The sequence below is a fragment of the Shinella sp. SUS2 genome (assembly GCF_001262505.1).
GTDB lineage: Bacteria > Pseudomonadota > Alphaproteobacteria > Rhizobiales > Rhizobiaceae > Shinella.
Genome location: NZ_KQ410733.1, coordinates 53094 through 67118, shown reverse-complemented (window position 1 = coordinate 67118; position 14025 = coordinate 53094). Strand labels below are relative to the sequence as shown.

At 64.7% G+C, this 14025-nt stretch carries 12 protein-coding genes; 7 read left to right on the top strand and 5 right to left on the bottom strand.

All coding sequences use genetic code 11. The features are described 5' to 3' along the window. Position 1: 1 nt before the first annotated feature. Positions 2–811 carry an ABC transporter permease gene (locus tag AKG11_RS18920; protein WP_050745042.1) on the top strand — a complete coding sequence of 270 codons (810 nt, stop codon included), beginning with the start codon at positions 2–4 and terminating at the stop codon, positions 809–811. Here the strand turns inward: AKG11_RS18920 and AKG11_RS18915 are convergent, their stop codons facing one another. The 4 genes from AKG11_RS18915 to AKG11_RS18900 all read right to left on the bottom strand — a co-directional run bounded on the left by AKG11_RS18915 (position 812) and on the right by AKG11_RS18900 (position 4719). Then, positions 812–1687, bottom strand: coding sequence for a LysR family transcriptional regulator (locus AKG11_RS18915; RefSeq protein WP_024270274.1), 876 nt, complete (start codon positions 1685–1687; stop codon positions 812–814). It lies immediately after the preceding gene. Between the two features lie 68 nt (positions 1688–1755). Continuing rightward, the gene (locus tag AKG11_RS18910) at positions 1756–2970 is read right to left on the bottom strand and encodes a M24 family metallopeptidase (protein WP_050745041.1); all 1215 of its coding nucleotides are present in this window, start codon (positions 2968–2970) and stop codon (positions 1756–1758) included. 197 nt (positions 2971–3167) lie between these two features. Next, positions 3168–3845, bottom strand: coding sequence for a phosphoribosylanthranilate isomerase (locus AKG11_RS18905; protein ID WP_024270273.1), 678 nt, complete (start codon positions 3843–3845; stop codon positions 3168–3170). A 19-nt stretch (positions 3846–3864) separates the two neighbouring features. Continuing rightward, on the bottom strand, positions 3865–4719 hold the full coding sequence (locus tag AKG11_RS18900) for a MurR/RpiR family transcriptional regulator (RefSeq protein WP_082342526.1): 855 nt from the start codon (positions 4717–4719) through the stop codon (positions 3865–3867). 145 nt (positions 4720–4864) lie between these two features. On the opposite strand from AKG11_RS18900, the gene AKG11_RS18895 reads away from it, so the two are divergent. The 6 genes from AKG11_RS18895 (at position 4865) to AKG11_RS18870 (ending at position 11470) form a co-directional block, all read left to right on the top strand. Next, positions 4865–6118: an ABC transporter substrate-binding protein gene (locus tag AKG11_RS18895; protein ID WP_245290174.1), complete on the top strand. Its 1254-nt coding sequence runs from the start codon at positions 4865–4867 to the stop codon at positions 6116–6118. 59 nt (positions 6119–6177) lie between these two features. After that, a complete protein-coding gene (locus AKG11_RS18890) occupies positions 6178–7074 on the top strand; it encodes a carbohydrate ABC transporter permease (RefSeq protein ID WP_245290173.1) in 897 nt (298 codons plus the stop codon). Further along, a complete protein-coding gene (locus AKG11_RS18885; RefSeq protein WP_050745039.1) occupies positions 7071–7910 on the top strand; it encodes a carbohydrate ABC transporter permease in 840 nt (279 codons plus the stop codon). The genes AKG11_RS18890 and AKG11_RS18885 overlap by 4 nt, the downstream gene beginning before the upstream one ends. A gap of 4 nt (positions 7911–7914) precedes the next feature. Beyond that, a complete protein-coding gene (locus AKG11_RS18880; protein ID WP_050745038.1) occupies positions 7915–9117 on the top strand; it encodes a trans-sulfuration enzyme family protein in 1203 nt (400 codons plus the stop codon). A 9-nt stretch (positions 9118–9126) separates the two neighbouring features. Further along, positions 9127–10059, top strand: coding sequence for a carbohydrate kinase family protein (locus AKG11_RS18875; protein WP_050745037.1), 933 nt, complete (start codon positions 9127–9129; stop codon positions 10057–10059). A 277-nt stretch (positions 10060–10336) separates the two neighbouring features. Further along, a complete protein-coding gene (locus tag AKG11_RS18870; RefSeq protein WP_050745036.1) occupies positions 10337–11470 on the top strand; it encodes an aminotransferase in 1134 nt (377 codons plus the stop codon). A gap of 66 nt (positions 11471–11536) precedes the next feature. Here AKG11_RS18870 and AKG11_RS18865 read toward each other — a convergent pair whose 3' ends face one another. Beyond that, on the bottom strand, positions 11537–13954 hold the full coding sequence (locus AKG11_RS18865; protein WP_050745035.1) for a bifunctional diguanylate cyclase/phosphodiesterase: 2418 nt from the start codon (positions 13952–13954) through the stop codon (positions 11537–11539). Positions 13955–14025: the final 71 nt, after the last annotated feature.

Sequence of the window (14025 nt, the reverse complement as noted above, 5' to 3'; positions counted from 1 at the left end):
CATGTGGCTTCCCGCTTACGCGACCCGCAGCGAACGGCTCTGCCGCATCGCCGTCGTCCTCTTCGCCTTCGCCGTGCTCGCCTTCCTGATCGGGCCGCTCTTCGTCGTCTTCCCGCTCTCGGTCTCGAAGGATCCGTTCTTCACCTTCCCGATCCGGGAATATTCGTGGCGCTGGTATGCGGATTTCTTCCAGAACGCTCGCTGGATGCAGAGCCTCGTCAATAGCCTCGCCGCCGCCGCCCTCAGCACGCTGATCGCGACCGTCCTCGGCACGCTCGCCGCCCTCGGCATCAGCCGCCCCGGCTTCCCCGCGCGCAAGGCCGTGATGGCACTGATGATCTCGCCGATGATCATGCCGGTCGTCATCGTCGCCGTCGGGGCCTACATGTTCTTCGGTTCACTGGGGCTGACCAACACGCGCACCGGCCTCGTGCTGGCCCATGCGGCGCTTGCCATCCCCTTCGTGGTCGTCACCGTGCTCTCGGCGCTGTCGACCTACGACACCAATCTCAGCCGGGCGGGCGCAAGCCTCGGGGCGGGACCGGTCAGCGTGTTCTTCGCCGTCACGTTGCCGCTCATCCTGCCCGGCATCGTTTCGGGCGCGCTGCTCGCCTTCGCGGTGTCCTTCGACGAGGTAATCGTCGCCCTGTTTCTCACCGGGGCCGACCAGCGCACCCTGCCGGTACAGATGTTCTCCGGCATCCGCGACCAGATCAACCCGACGATCATGGCGGCGGCCAGCCTGCTGACCACCGTCTCCATCGCACTCTTCGTGGTGCTGAGCCTGATCGGGCGGGCGCGCCGCGCCTGATCAGCCGTCCCGGTTGCTGGCGAGGAATGCATCGGCGAAATGCGCCGCAAAACTTTCGGCAACCGGCGAGCGCTTGCGATCCGAACTCAGATAGATGCCGACGACGACGTCGGCGAGGCGCGGCAGACCGAGCGCCTCGTCGAGCGTCCTCAGCTTGCTCGGCACGATGCGGCGGGCGAGCACCGTGTTGCCGAAGCCGGAGCCGACGGCAGCCTCCAGCCCGGCAAGGCTGGGGCTGGTATAGACGAGATCGTAGCCGCGCCCGTCGCGCTGCAGCGCCGTCAGCATGGCGCGGCGATAGAGGCAGCCTTCCGGATAGCAGACGATGCGCAGGTTCGCGCTTCCATCCGTCACGACGGAGGTCGGCGTATCGCCGACCCAGGCGAGCGGTTCCTTCCAGGTCATGAACGCGCCTTCCGCCGGCCCGTCCGGCGTCATCGCCACGACGAGATCGTAGAGGCCGTTGCGCAGCCCCTGCAGCAGGACATGCGAGAGATCGCAGACCACCTCAAAGCGGAAATCGTGGCCGCTGCGGGCAAGACGCGGCATTAGCTTCGGCAGGAAATGGTCCGCATAGTCGTTGGGAATGCCGAGGCGGATCTTGCCGTGCTGGTCCCGCCTGGAGAGCCGCAGCACCATCTCGTCGTTGAGCGTCAGCATCTGCCGGGCATAACTCGCCACGAGCTCGCCCGCCTCGGTCGGCTGGGCGCTGGCATCCTTGGCGAAGAGGGAAACGTCGAGAAGCTCCTGGAGCTTCTTCATCTGCAGGCTGATGGCCGGCTGGGTGCGGCCGAGCTGCTCGGCGGCGCGCGTATGGCTGCGCAGGTCGATGACCGCGAGGAAGGTGCGAAGAAGATCGGTCGGAATGTTTCTCACGGGATCGGCACCGCTCCAAAAGGAAACGGGCCGATCGGGCGGCCCGTTCCAAGTTGCCCGCGGACGGGTCAGGCGGGGAGGATATTATGCTCCGGACCGAAGGGAAAGCCCGTGATGTTCTCGCTGCCGGTCTCGGTCATCACGAGGATATCGTGCTCCCGGTAGCCGCCGGCGCCCGGCATGCTCTCCGGAATGGTCAGCATCGGCTCCATGGAGACGACCATGCCGGGTTGCAGCACCGTGTTGATGTCCTCGCGCAGTTCCACGCCCGCCTCGCGGCCGTAATAGTGCGAGAGCACGCCGAAGGAATGACCGTAGCCGAACGAGCGGTAGCCGAGCAGGCCGTGCTCTCGGTAGATCTCGTTGAGTTCCGTCGCGACGTCGCCGCAGCGCGCGCCGGGCTTGAGGAGTTCGAGGCCACGGCGATGGACGGCGCAATTGATCTCCCAGATGCGCAGGTGCTCGTCGCTGGCGTGGTCGAGGAACAGCGTGCGCTCCAGCGCGGTATAGTAGCCCGCGATCATCGGGAAGCAGTTGAGCGAAAGGATGTCACCCTTCTCCACCCGGCGTGCGGTCACCGGATTGTGCGCGCCGTCCGTGTTGACGCCCGACTGGAACCAGACCCAGGTGTCCATCAGCTCGGCATGGGGAAAACGGTTCGCGATATGGCGGACCATGGCCTGCGTTCCCGCCAGCGCCACCTCGTATTCCGGCACGCTTTCGCGAACGGCGTTTGCCACCGCCGCCCCGCCGATATCGGCCGTCGCGGCACCCTCCTTGATGAGCACGATCTCCTCGGCCGACTTGATCGTCCGCAGCCACATGGTCGGCGCGCCGATATCGACGAATTCGACATGCGGAAACGCCTCCTCCAGCAGCCGGCGCAGGTCGAGATTGACCTGGTCGAACTCGATGCCGATGCGCGAGACCTTCGGCAGCAGCGTCTGCAGGGCATGGAAGAAATTGTCGCGCTGCCAGTCGGTATAGGTGATGTTGTCGCCGAAGGTGCGCCGCCAGGGCTGGCCCGCATCGATGCCCGCGGAAACCGACGTCGCCTTTTCCGGCGTGATGACGAAAGCATAACGACGGCCGAAGGAGCAGTAGAGGAAATCGGAGAAATAGCAGATGTTGTGGTAGGAGGTGAGGATCGCCGCATCGAGCTTCAGCTCCTCCAGGATGCGCCGCATGGCATTCTGCCGCCGCTCCATCTCGCCCGCCGAAAATGTCGGCCGCACCTTCTCGCCATTGTGCATCTCCTGCAGCCGCAGCAGCTGGTTCGGCATCCCTCGCGCAAACATGTTCATTCGAAAAACTCCCTTGACCGCGGCCAATCGCGCCGGTTGACGGGATTCAAGGTAGAAATCTTCGCTGTCGCTGGAAAATTAGAAGTTCCAATGGAGCCATAAGGGGCAACGCAGCAATCTAAAAAGAAAGGGCGACACCAATGGTACCGCCCCTTTTCTTCCTTAAAGGATACCGCTCAGGCCGCCCTTGCAGCCGTCACGAAGGCCTTGATCTTGTCGAGGTCCTTGCGGAAGCCACCTTCGGGCAGCGGCTTGTTGGTGTGGGTCAGCGAATCCACGGCCCAGGGTTTGACGGCGGCGATGGCGGCCGCGACATTGTCCGGTCCGAGCCCCCCGGCAAGAATGACCGGCAGCTTGCTGCGCTCGACGATCGCGCGGCTCAGCGACCAGTCATGGGTGACGCCCGCCGCACCGATGCCGCCGATATGGGCGGCGACGGAATCCAGGATGAAGCTGTCGCAATAGGGCTCGAAGGCAGCAGCATGATCAAGCGCTTCCGGCCCGGTCATCGGGATGGCCTGCAGGATGCCGAGGTCCGGATAGAGCGGCAGCAGGGTTTCGCGGAGCTGGCGCACATGATCCGGCGTCACAAGCGTGATGTCGCCGCACAGATGCAGCACGTCCGGCCGGACGGCGGCGACCATGTCGGCGATGGCGCCAAGATCGCTCTCCACCGACAGCGCGACGCGCGACGCCCGGCCCTTCAGTGCATCGGCGATCTCGCGCGCCGTCGCGAAGCTGATTTCGCCCGGCAGGCCGCGATTGGAGGGGGTCAGGCCGAGATAGTCGACGCCCGCCTCTGCCGCGGCGATCGCCTCGGAAACGGTCTGCATGGTGTAGATCTGAATTTTCACGGCATTCCCTGTCTTGGAACTAGATGGACTTGGGAAGGATGGCGTTGACCATCCGCTCCTCGGTGAGCTGGGCCCGCTCGGCATTGCGCGCGACGAGGGCGGAATAGAGCGCGTCGATCAGCGCCATCTGGGCGATCTGTGCGGCCATCGGCTCGCTGCCCTGCTCGTGCGAGACGCTGACGAGGACGACATCGGCAAGCCGCGCCAGCGGCGAGGCGCTGTTGCCGGTGATGCAGAGCGTCTTTGCCCCGCGCGACTTCGCTTCCTGAAGCACGAGCACCGGATCGCTGGTGATGCCAGAGTAGGAGATGACGACGACGAGGTCTTCCGGCCCGGTCAGCGCCGAATGCATGATCTGCAACTGGGAATCGACGGGTGCATCGCACCGGAGACCGAGCCGGATGCAGCGCTGATAGAGAGCCTGCGCGACGATGCCCGATCCGCCGACGCCGCCGACAAGGATATGGCGCGCGCCGGCGATGAGATCGAGCGCGCCGGCAAAGGTCGCCTCGGAAAGCACGCCCTGCGTATCGTTGATCGCCTGCGCCACGGCGCGGAACAAGCGGCCGGCAGCCTGAAGGTCGCTCGCATGGGGCTCGCTGGCGTTCGTGTCCTGGCTCTGGCGCGGCTCCTGGACCAAGGCCAGCTTGAGATCGGTGAAGCCCTCGAAGCCGGCGGTGCGACACATGCGCAGCACGGTCGTGTCGCTGACGTCCACCGCCTGGGCGATGGCCGACATGGAATTGCGGATGGTCGCCTCGACATTGTCGAGCACCCAGAGCGCAACGCGACGCTCGGAGTCCGACAGTTTCGGCAGCACGCTGCGCAGCCGGCTGCTCGCGGGATTGGACGGACCACGCAGGTCAACGGTCATGGCGGCTCTTTCGCGGTCTGACACGGTCGATAGCGGTGACGCTAGCATGGGCATGTTGTGGTGTCACTATGGACAGCTAGTTTTTGTTGTGGCATCACTTCATATGGCGGCGGAGGGCGCTGCCCCATCGTTTCGGGAGGATATCGTGAAGCTGAAACGTCTTCTCATTGCCGGCGCCGCGCTTGCGCTCACCGCACTTCCGGCCGCGGCCGGCGAGCTTTCCTTCTGGCATGCCTATGCCGGGCAGCAGGACAAGATCGATTTCATCACCTTCGCGCTCGACGAATTCGCCAAGAAACATCCCGACATTACGCTGGATGTCGTCGCGGCCGAGCAATCGGCCTACAAGACGAAGCTCAACACCGCCATGGCGTCCGGCAACCCGCCGGACGTCTTCTACACCCTGCCCGGCGGCTTCCTGAATGCCTTCGTCAAGGGCGGCCAGATGTATGCGCTCGATGCCGATCTTGCCAAGGACGGCTGGCGCGACAGCTTCCTGGAAAGCGCCATCGCCCAGACCAGCAAGGACGGCAAGACCTATGCGGTGCCCGTCGACGTCGATTCCGTCGTCTTCTGGTACGACAAGGCGCTGTTCGCCGAAAAGGGCTGGACCGTTCCGAAGACCTATGACGAGCTGATGGCGCTCGCCGAGAAGGTCAAGGGAGAGGGCCTCGTGCCCTTCTCGCTCGGCAACAAGGATTCCTGGCCGGCCACCTTCTGGTTCCAGTACATGGAAATGCGCCTGAAGGGCTCCGGTGTCGTCGCGTCCTTCGTCAATGGCGACGCCGCTGCGACGCTCGGCGCAGAGGGCGAAAAGGCCTTCCAGACGGTCGCCGAGATCGCCAAGAAGGAGTATTTCCCGATCGGCTTCAACGGCATGAGCGACCAGGAAGCCAACATGCTCTTCCTCAACGGCCAGGCCGCCATGCTGCTCAACGGTACCTGGCAGATCGGCGCATCGGCCGATGCACCCGAGGGTTTCGAGCTTGGCTACTTCGCCTTCCCGAGCGTTTCCGGCGGCGCGGGAGACCAGACGGACGTACTGGCTGGCGTTGCCGCCTCCTTCGGCATTTCGGAGAAGACGGACAACAAGGCCGACGCGGTCACGCTGTTGAAGTTCCTCTCCTCGCCCGAGGTGATGACCAAGTATGTCGAGCTGCGCAAGACGATGGTGACCGTCAAGGGCGCCACCACCGAGGCCGCTGCCGGTCCCGTGCTCTACGGCATCAGCAACGACCTGATGAACGCCGCCGGCCATCTCGATTCCTTCTACGATACGGCCATGCCGCCGGCTGCGACGAACATCTACTACACGACGCTGCAGGGCGTGCTCGACGGTTCCGTTGCGCCCGCCGACGGTGCCAAGCGTCTCGAAGACGCGCTGAAGGCGAACAAGTAGGAAAACAGCCCGCCGGCGCTTCAACGTGGGCGGGCCGATACCTCCAGGAAACCGGCGGGATGATGCGCGCTGACATCGGCTTTGCGAAGAGACACAATCGGGCGGCGCTGGTCTTCCTGGCGCCGGCTCTCGTCTTCGTCTTCGCCTTCGTCGCCTATCCCGTCGTCTATGCCGGCTGGTTGTCGATGTTCCAGTGGGACGGCGCCTCCCCGCCGCTCTTCGTCGGCGCCGGCAATGTCCTCAGGCTTGCCGCCGACCCGATCTTCTGGGCCTCACTCGGCCGCAACCTGCTCGTCGCGCTCTCGGCCATCGTCTTCCAGGTCTTTCTGGCGCTGGTCATCGCCTATTGCCTGGTGCGCATCGTGCCGGCCTTCAGCCGCATCTTCCTGTTCTTCTATCTCGTGCCCGTCATGGTCAGCGAGATCTGCATCGGCCTGCTCTGGCGCTTCATGTACAATCCCTATTTCGGGCTGGTGAACGCGGCGTTGAAAGTGGTGGGCCTCGACAGCCTGAAGCGCGGCTGGCTCGGCGAATCCGACACCGCCTTCCTCGCCGTCGTCGTGGTCATGAGCTTCACCTATCTCGGGCTCTATGTGCTGCTCTTCACCGCGGCCGTGCGTTCCGTGCCGGAAAGCGTCTACGAGGCGGCGGAGATCGACGGCGCGGGCCATCGGCGCAAGTTCGTCTCGATCACCATCCCGATGGTCTGGGATGCCGTGCGCGCCAACTCGCTGCTCGCCATCATCGGCTCGCTCAAAACCTTCTCTCTGGTGTTCGTGCTCACCAATGGCGGGCCGAGCCACGCCAGCGAGGTCATTTCCACCTATCTCTACAAGATGGGCTTCGGCAGCTTCGAGATGGGCTATGCCGCAACCATCGGCTTCGCCCAGATGGTGCTGACGGCCCTCGCCGCCTGGATCATCTTCCGCTACATGAAGCGCAAGGGGGACGCATGACGACGGTCGTCCACCGCTGGAACCGCACGAACAGCGTCGTGCTCGCGCTCCTCACCCTGCATGTGCTGATGGTGATCTTCCCCTTCATCTGGATGATCTACAGCACCTTCAAGACGAACAAGGAATTCATGCGCTCCGTCTGGTCCTTCCCGACCAGCCTCAATTTCGACGCCTACATCGGGGCGTGGAGCGGCGGGGCGCTCGGCGGCTACGCCGTCAATTCGCTGATCGTCATGGCCGGCGCGACACTGATCACCGTCCTCGTCTCAACGCTCGCGGGCTACGCGCTCGCCATCTACCGGCCCCGCTGGATGCCGGCGGTGGAACTGTCCCTCACCGCCGCCATGGCGATCCCCGCCTATGTGGCGCTGGTGCCGCTCGTCGTGATGCTGCGCGGAGCCGGCCTGCTGGACACCCATCTCGGCGTCATCCTGCCGACAGCGGCCTTCAACGTGCCCGTATCGATCTTCATCATGCAGGCCTTCTTCAACACGCTGCCGCGCGAACTCTTCGACGCCGGCCGCGTCGACGGCGCTTCCGAATGGCAGATCTTTCGCAAAGTCGCCCTGCCCATCGCAAGGCCGGCCATGTTCACCGTCGCCATCGTCAACATGATCTGGGTGTGGAACGACTTCCTCTTCCCCGTCGTCTTCATCAACAATCCGGCGCGCAAGACCCTGCCCGTCGGCCTTACCGATTTCGTCGGCGAGCACATCACCAACTATCCGGCGATGCTGGCGGCTATCCTGATCGCGGCCATCGCCCCGCTCATCCTCTTTGTCTATTTCGAACGCCAGATCACGGCCGCCCTCATCGGCGGCGCCGTGAAGGAGTAACACAATGTCTGCCAAGGATTACCAGTTCGCCAGCCGCGCCGTCTTCTACGAGCCTGAGGAACACTCCCAGTCGATCAGCTACCCGATCTACATGTCGGCGAACTTCCAGTATGCCGGCGACATCTACGACCAGATCGTGGCCGGCGCGCGCAAGGAAGTGAACATCTATTCGCGCTGCGGCAATCCGACAGAGTACAAGTTCGAAGAGCATATCGCGCAGCTCACAGGCGGCACCGGCTGCCTTGCCACGGCATCCGGCATGGCAGCGATCTCGCATGCGCTCTTCGGCATCCTGAAGGCCGGCGATCATATCGTCGCCGACCTCACCACCTATTCCTCGACCCATGAATTCTTCGACCACCGCGCCCAGGATTTCGGCCTGAAGGTCAGCCTCGTCGATTGCACGGATGTGCGTGCCGTCGAGAACGCCTTCACCGCCGAAACCAAGGTCCTCTATGTCGAGGCCATCGCCAACCCGACGATGAAGGTGCCGCCGCTCAGAAAGCTGGTCGAGATCGCCCATGCCCGCGGCATCGTCGTCATCTGCGACAACACCTTCGCCTCCCCCGCCGTCTGCCGCCCGCATGAATTCGGCGTCGACGTCGTCGTCGAAAGCGCCACCAAGTTCATCGGCGGCCACAACGATGCCGTCGGCGGCGTCATCACACTGAAATCGGACATCCTGCCCACCGACTGGCTGGAGGATGTGCGCTGGAACACGCTGAACAAGCTCGGCGCGCCGCTCTCTCCCTTCAACGCCTGGCTGCTTCTGCGCGGCGCCCAGACCCTGTCGCTGCGCCTCGAAAAGCAATGCGCCAACGCGCTGGCGCTGGCAAAGCACCTGGAGGCTCATCCGCGCGTCAAGCGTGTCTTCTATCCCGGCCTGCCCTCGCATCCGAACTACGCTGCAGCCAGCGAGCAGTTGCAGGGCGGCGGTGCGATGCTCTCCTTCCAGGTGGCCGACGAAGCCTCCGGCGCACGCCTCCTCAAGCGGCTGAAACTGTGCTCCTTCGCAGCCAGCCTCGGCGGCCTTCGCACCACCACGCAGGTTCCCGCCACCATGGCCTTCCTCGACATTCCAAGCCAGGAACGCGAGGCGATGGGCGTGGTCGACGGCCTGGTGCGCTTCTCGGTCGGCATCGAACATATCGACGACATCATCGCCGATGTGGATCAGGCGATCGCGTTGATGCACGTCGATCTCTGAGGCCGCCCGATGGCCGCGGTCGTCCTGCTCGGCGATATCAATATCGACCTCGTGCTCGATATTCCCTTCTACCCGCCCGAGGGCGGGGAAGGCATCGCCACGCACCAGACCGTGGCACTCGGCGGTTCGGCCACCAACACGGCGATTGCCCTTGCCCGCTCCGGCCACGAGGCCCGCCTGATCGGGCGTATCGGTGCGGATGCCTGGGGCCGGCAGGCGCTTTCGGATCTTGTCGGAGCCGGCGTTGCGACCCGCTGGATCGGCGAGGATCCGGCCGAGCCGACGCAGATCAACGTGGTGACGGTGGGTGCGAGCGGCGAACGCACCATGTTCGCCTATCGTGGCGCCAATGCCCATCTCGTGCCGGACGACATTGCCGAAAGCGCCTTCGAAGGCGCCGCGCTGTTCCATCTCTCCGGCTATGCGCTGCTTCAAGCCCCCCAATCGCAGGCCGCCTGCCGCGCCATCGATATTGCAGCAGCGCGGAGCATCCCCGTCAGCCTCGACGTGCCCGGCGGCGTCGCCTCGACAATCGCCGGCAAGGTGCTGAGCCTTCTGCCGAAGCTGGAGATGATCCTGCTCGACGGCGCCGACCTTCCCCGCCTCCTGCATCGGCCGCAGGGGAGCGACCTTGAGCCGATGCTCGCCGCGCTGCTGGCGGGTGGCGTGCGACGCATCGCGCTCAAGGGGGATGGAGCCGCATCACGCCTCTGCCGACGCGAAGGCACCGACAGTGCCCCGTGGTTTTCCACCGCGGCAGTGGACACGACCGGCGCCGGCGATGCCTTCGCCGCCGGCCATATCCACGGCAGCCTCACCGGCCTCAACGGCCCCGACTGCTGCCGCCTCGCCAACGCCTTCGGCGCCGTCGCCGTGACGCGCAAGGGCGCAGGCATCGCCATGCCGTGCCTTCAGGACGCCTTGCAGCTGATGGCGCGCTGATCCAGGTTTTCCGACAGACGTGACCTTTTCCAAGAAAAGGCCGCAGGCGGGTACGACCTGCCAAGGATGCTCGCGCGCGGCGGTGCCGGTCCGTCCCGATAGAGGATGGCTCGCGACCAAAGCCGGGCGCCTGAAACGGGGCGAAGACATCGGGCCTCCTTGACTGAGCAATATATTGCTCATAGCATCCTGTGCAATCATCCCTGTCCTGAAGACAGCAAACCGCACGCTCTCCATCGCCTGCTGCCGATGTCCGAGACACCAAAGGAGTTGCCCCATGAAGATTCGTGATTTCGGCGTTGAAATCTGGATGAACCGCTATGAAAACAATTGCGAACTGAACATCGCCGAGACCTGTGTCGAATCTCTGACCGTCGCCGAGCTCCTGGAGATGGCGGGCAAGACCGACACGATCCTCTCCGAGCTTCTGCCGATAAAGCTGACCTACGGGGCGATCGAGGGCAGCGAGCGCCTGCGCAAGCTGGTCGCCGCCCTCTACGAGAAGCAGGCGGTGGAAAACGTCGTCATCACGCATGGTGCGATCGGCGCGAACGCGTTGGTGCACGGCACGCTCGTCGAGCGCGGCGACCGCGTCATCTCCGTGCTGCCGACCTACCAGCAGCATTACTCCATCCCGGAGAGCATCGGCGCCGACGTGCAGATCCTCCGGCTGACGGAGGCGACCGGTTTCCTACCCGATCTTGAGGAACTGAAGCGGCTGGCGACGCCGGGCACGAAGCTCATCGCCATCAACAACCCCAACAATCCCACCGGCGCACTGATGGATCGCGCCTATCTGGAGAAGGTCGTCGAGATCGCCCGGGCCGCCGGCGCCTGGATCCTCTGTGACGAGGTCTATCGCGGCACGGACCAGGAGGGCGACGGCATGACCGCCTCGATCGCCGATCTCTACGAAAAGGGCATCAGCACTGCCAGCATGTCGAAGACCTTCGCGCTTGCAGGTCTGCGTCTCGGCTGGATCGCCGGACCGGTAGACCTGCTGCACGCCGTCTCGATCCACCGCGACTACAACACGATCAGCGTCGGGATGCTGGACGACCACTTCGCCGCCATCGCGCTGGAGAACCGCGACAAGATCCTTGCCCGCAGCCGCGCCATCACCCGCAGCAACCTCGCAACACTTGCGGCCTGGGTCGACGGCGAGCCGCTGGTCTCCTGGATCAAGCCGAAATCCGGCACAACCGCGCTCCTGAAGTACCACCTGCCTCTCTCCTCCGTGGAGTTCTGTGAAGGGCTGCTGGCGCGCACCGGCGTGATGCTGACGCCCGGAAGCGCCATGGACATGGAAGGTTATGTACGGATCGGCTTCACCAACAACGGCACGGTGCTGGCGGAAGGGCTGAAACGCATCTCGACCTTCCTGCGGGAACAGCAGGCAGCGGCCGCCTGAGCAGGGCCGGGTGCCGATGTCGCCCTGCTCTGTCCAAGTGGACAATTGTCTCAATAGACGGCCTCGTCAGGTGTTTGCACCTTTTTCGGCATAGGCAGGCCCGCGCACGGCCGGCATAGAGCCGGTATGCTTGGAGAATTCGCCGATCGGTCGCGGCCGGCCGACGAGATAGCCCTGCACCTCCTGGCAATCTTCGGCGCTGAGGAAGGCGAGTTCTTCCGCCGTCTCCACGCCTTCCGCAAGGACCGGCAATTCGAGGCCGCGGCCAAGGCCGAGCACGGCCTTCACGATCGCCGCCGCCTGCCCGTTTCCGTCGACCGAGCGGATGAACGATGCATCGATCTTGATCTTGTCGAAGGGAAACGCCCGCAGGTTGGAAAGCGAGGAATAGCCAGTTCCGAAATCGTCCATGGCGATCCGGACCCCGAGAGCCTTCAACTGGCGTAGCGTCGCAAGGGCCCGGTTGAAGTCACGGATGAGAGCGGTCTCAGTGATTTCCAGTTCGAGGCGATGGGGCGCAAGGCCTGTCTGGAGCAGCGTTTCGTGCACCAGCTGGGCGAAATGGGCACTGTGGAGCTGGATCGGCGAGACATTGACGGCAATGCCGAGCGGATGCGCCCAGCCCGCCGCCTCCCGGCAGGCCTCACGCAGCACCCATTCGCCGATCGGCAGGATGAGCCCGCATTCCTCCGCGATGGGAATGAACACGTCCGGTCCGATACGACCCCGCTCGCGGCTGTTCCAGCGCAGCAGCGCCTCGAAGCCGACGACCTCCCGGTCCGCGGTACGGGCCTGCGGCTGGTAGACGAGAGAGAGCTCGCGCCGCACGATGGCGTGCCGCAGGTCGTGTTCGATGCGGCGACGTTCGCGCACCTGCTCGCCCATGGCGCTCTCGAAGAAACGGTAGATGCCGCGCCCGTCCGCCTTTGCGCGATAGAGCGCAGTGTCGGCATGGCTCATGAGCGACGTCCGGTCGGCCGCGTCCGCCGGAAAGAGCGCGATGCCGATGCTCGTCGAGATCAGGCCGTCCGTGGCGGAAGCATTCTCATTTTCCGTCCGCAATGCATCAAGCACGCTCTCGGCGATCCGCCCCGCCTGCATGGGATTGCTCAGACCAGGCGCGATGATGGCGAATTCGTCACCGCCAAGCCTTGCCATCAGCTGGCCCTTGCGCAGGACCCTTGAAGCCGACAGCGCCACCTTCTGAAGCAGCTTGTCGCCAGCGGCATGGCCGAAGAGGTCGTTGACCTCCTTGAAGCGATCGAGATCAAGGCAGAGCACCGCCAGATGCGACCCGCCCAGACGCCCGTTCGGCTGATGGGCGGCGATCTGCTCGTCGAGCTCGCTGTTGAAGCTGTTTCGGTTGGCAAGGCCCGTCAGGGTATCGTGGTGGGCAAGGAAGTGGATGTTGTTTTCGGCCTTCTTGCGGGCACGCAGGTCCCTGACGGCGATGGCGCTGTGCGGCGCGTTGGCAAAGCCGATCGGCCGGGAAACCACCTCGACATCGATCATTGCCCCGTCAATCGCGCGCAGCCGCGTTTCGAAAGCCGTGTTCGGCCTGTCCGCGAGCTGGCGACGGGCCGCCGCATCGGGCAGGAATGTCGCAAGCGCGGCGCCGATCACCTGCTCCTGCGGGCAGGCGACGAGTGTCTCGAAGCTGGCATTGGCCGAAACGACCACCCCCTGCCGGCAGACCAGAAGGCCCTCGAAGGCGGCATTGGCCAGTGCCCGCATGCGCTCCGATTCCCGCTCGGCAAGCCGGCGGTCGCGAATGTCGAGCGCCAGCGCGGCGAAGGTCAGAAGCAGGATGGTGAACGCCGCGATCGAGACCAGCACGGCCAGCCAGCCCGTCGGGATAGCCAGCGGGGAGACTTGATAGCGTGGATCGGGAACGATCGCCGCCGCGCCCATGGCCGTGAAATGATGGCTGACGATGGCAAGGGTCAACAACAACGCTCCCCCGGCGAGTGCCGCCTTGCTGCGCTCGCGCAGACCGACCGGCAGGGCACAGGCGCCGATCACCGTACCGAGTATGATTGAGGCGGCGACCAGCACCGGGTCCCACTCGATGCGGCCGGGAATTTCGAAGGCGGCCATGCCCGTGTAGTGCATCACCGCGATGCCGCCGCCGACAACTGCCCCACCCAGCCAGCGTGCAAACCGGATACGGGCCAGCGCGACCGAAAGCCCGAGGCGCGTCAGCAGGATCGCATCCAGCAGCGAGACCGCCGTGAGTGCGATGTTATAGCCGGTCGGCATGGCCGGGGAGAAGGCGAGCATTGCGATGAAGTGCGTGGCCCAGATGCCGAAACCCGTCGCCGTCGCGGCAACCCACAGCCAGATCGTCCGAAGCGGCCCCTGCGTACGCAGCACATGGTGCAGGAGGCTGATCGCAGCGAAGGAGGCCAGGGTGCAAACCAGCCCGGCGAGGAGCACGAGCCGCAGATCGTGCTCGTTCACGAGGCAGCCATATACCGTCAACATTCGCTAAAACTCCATCCTGTGCATGCTCGAGGTGACACCAACCGGCAATCCGCTGCCTGATGCGGCCTGCA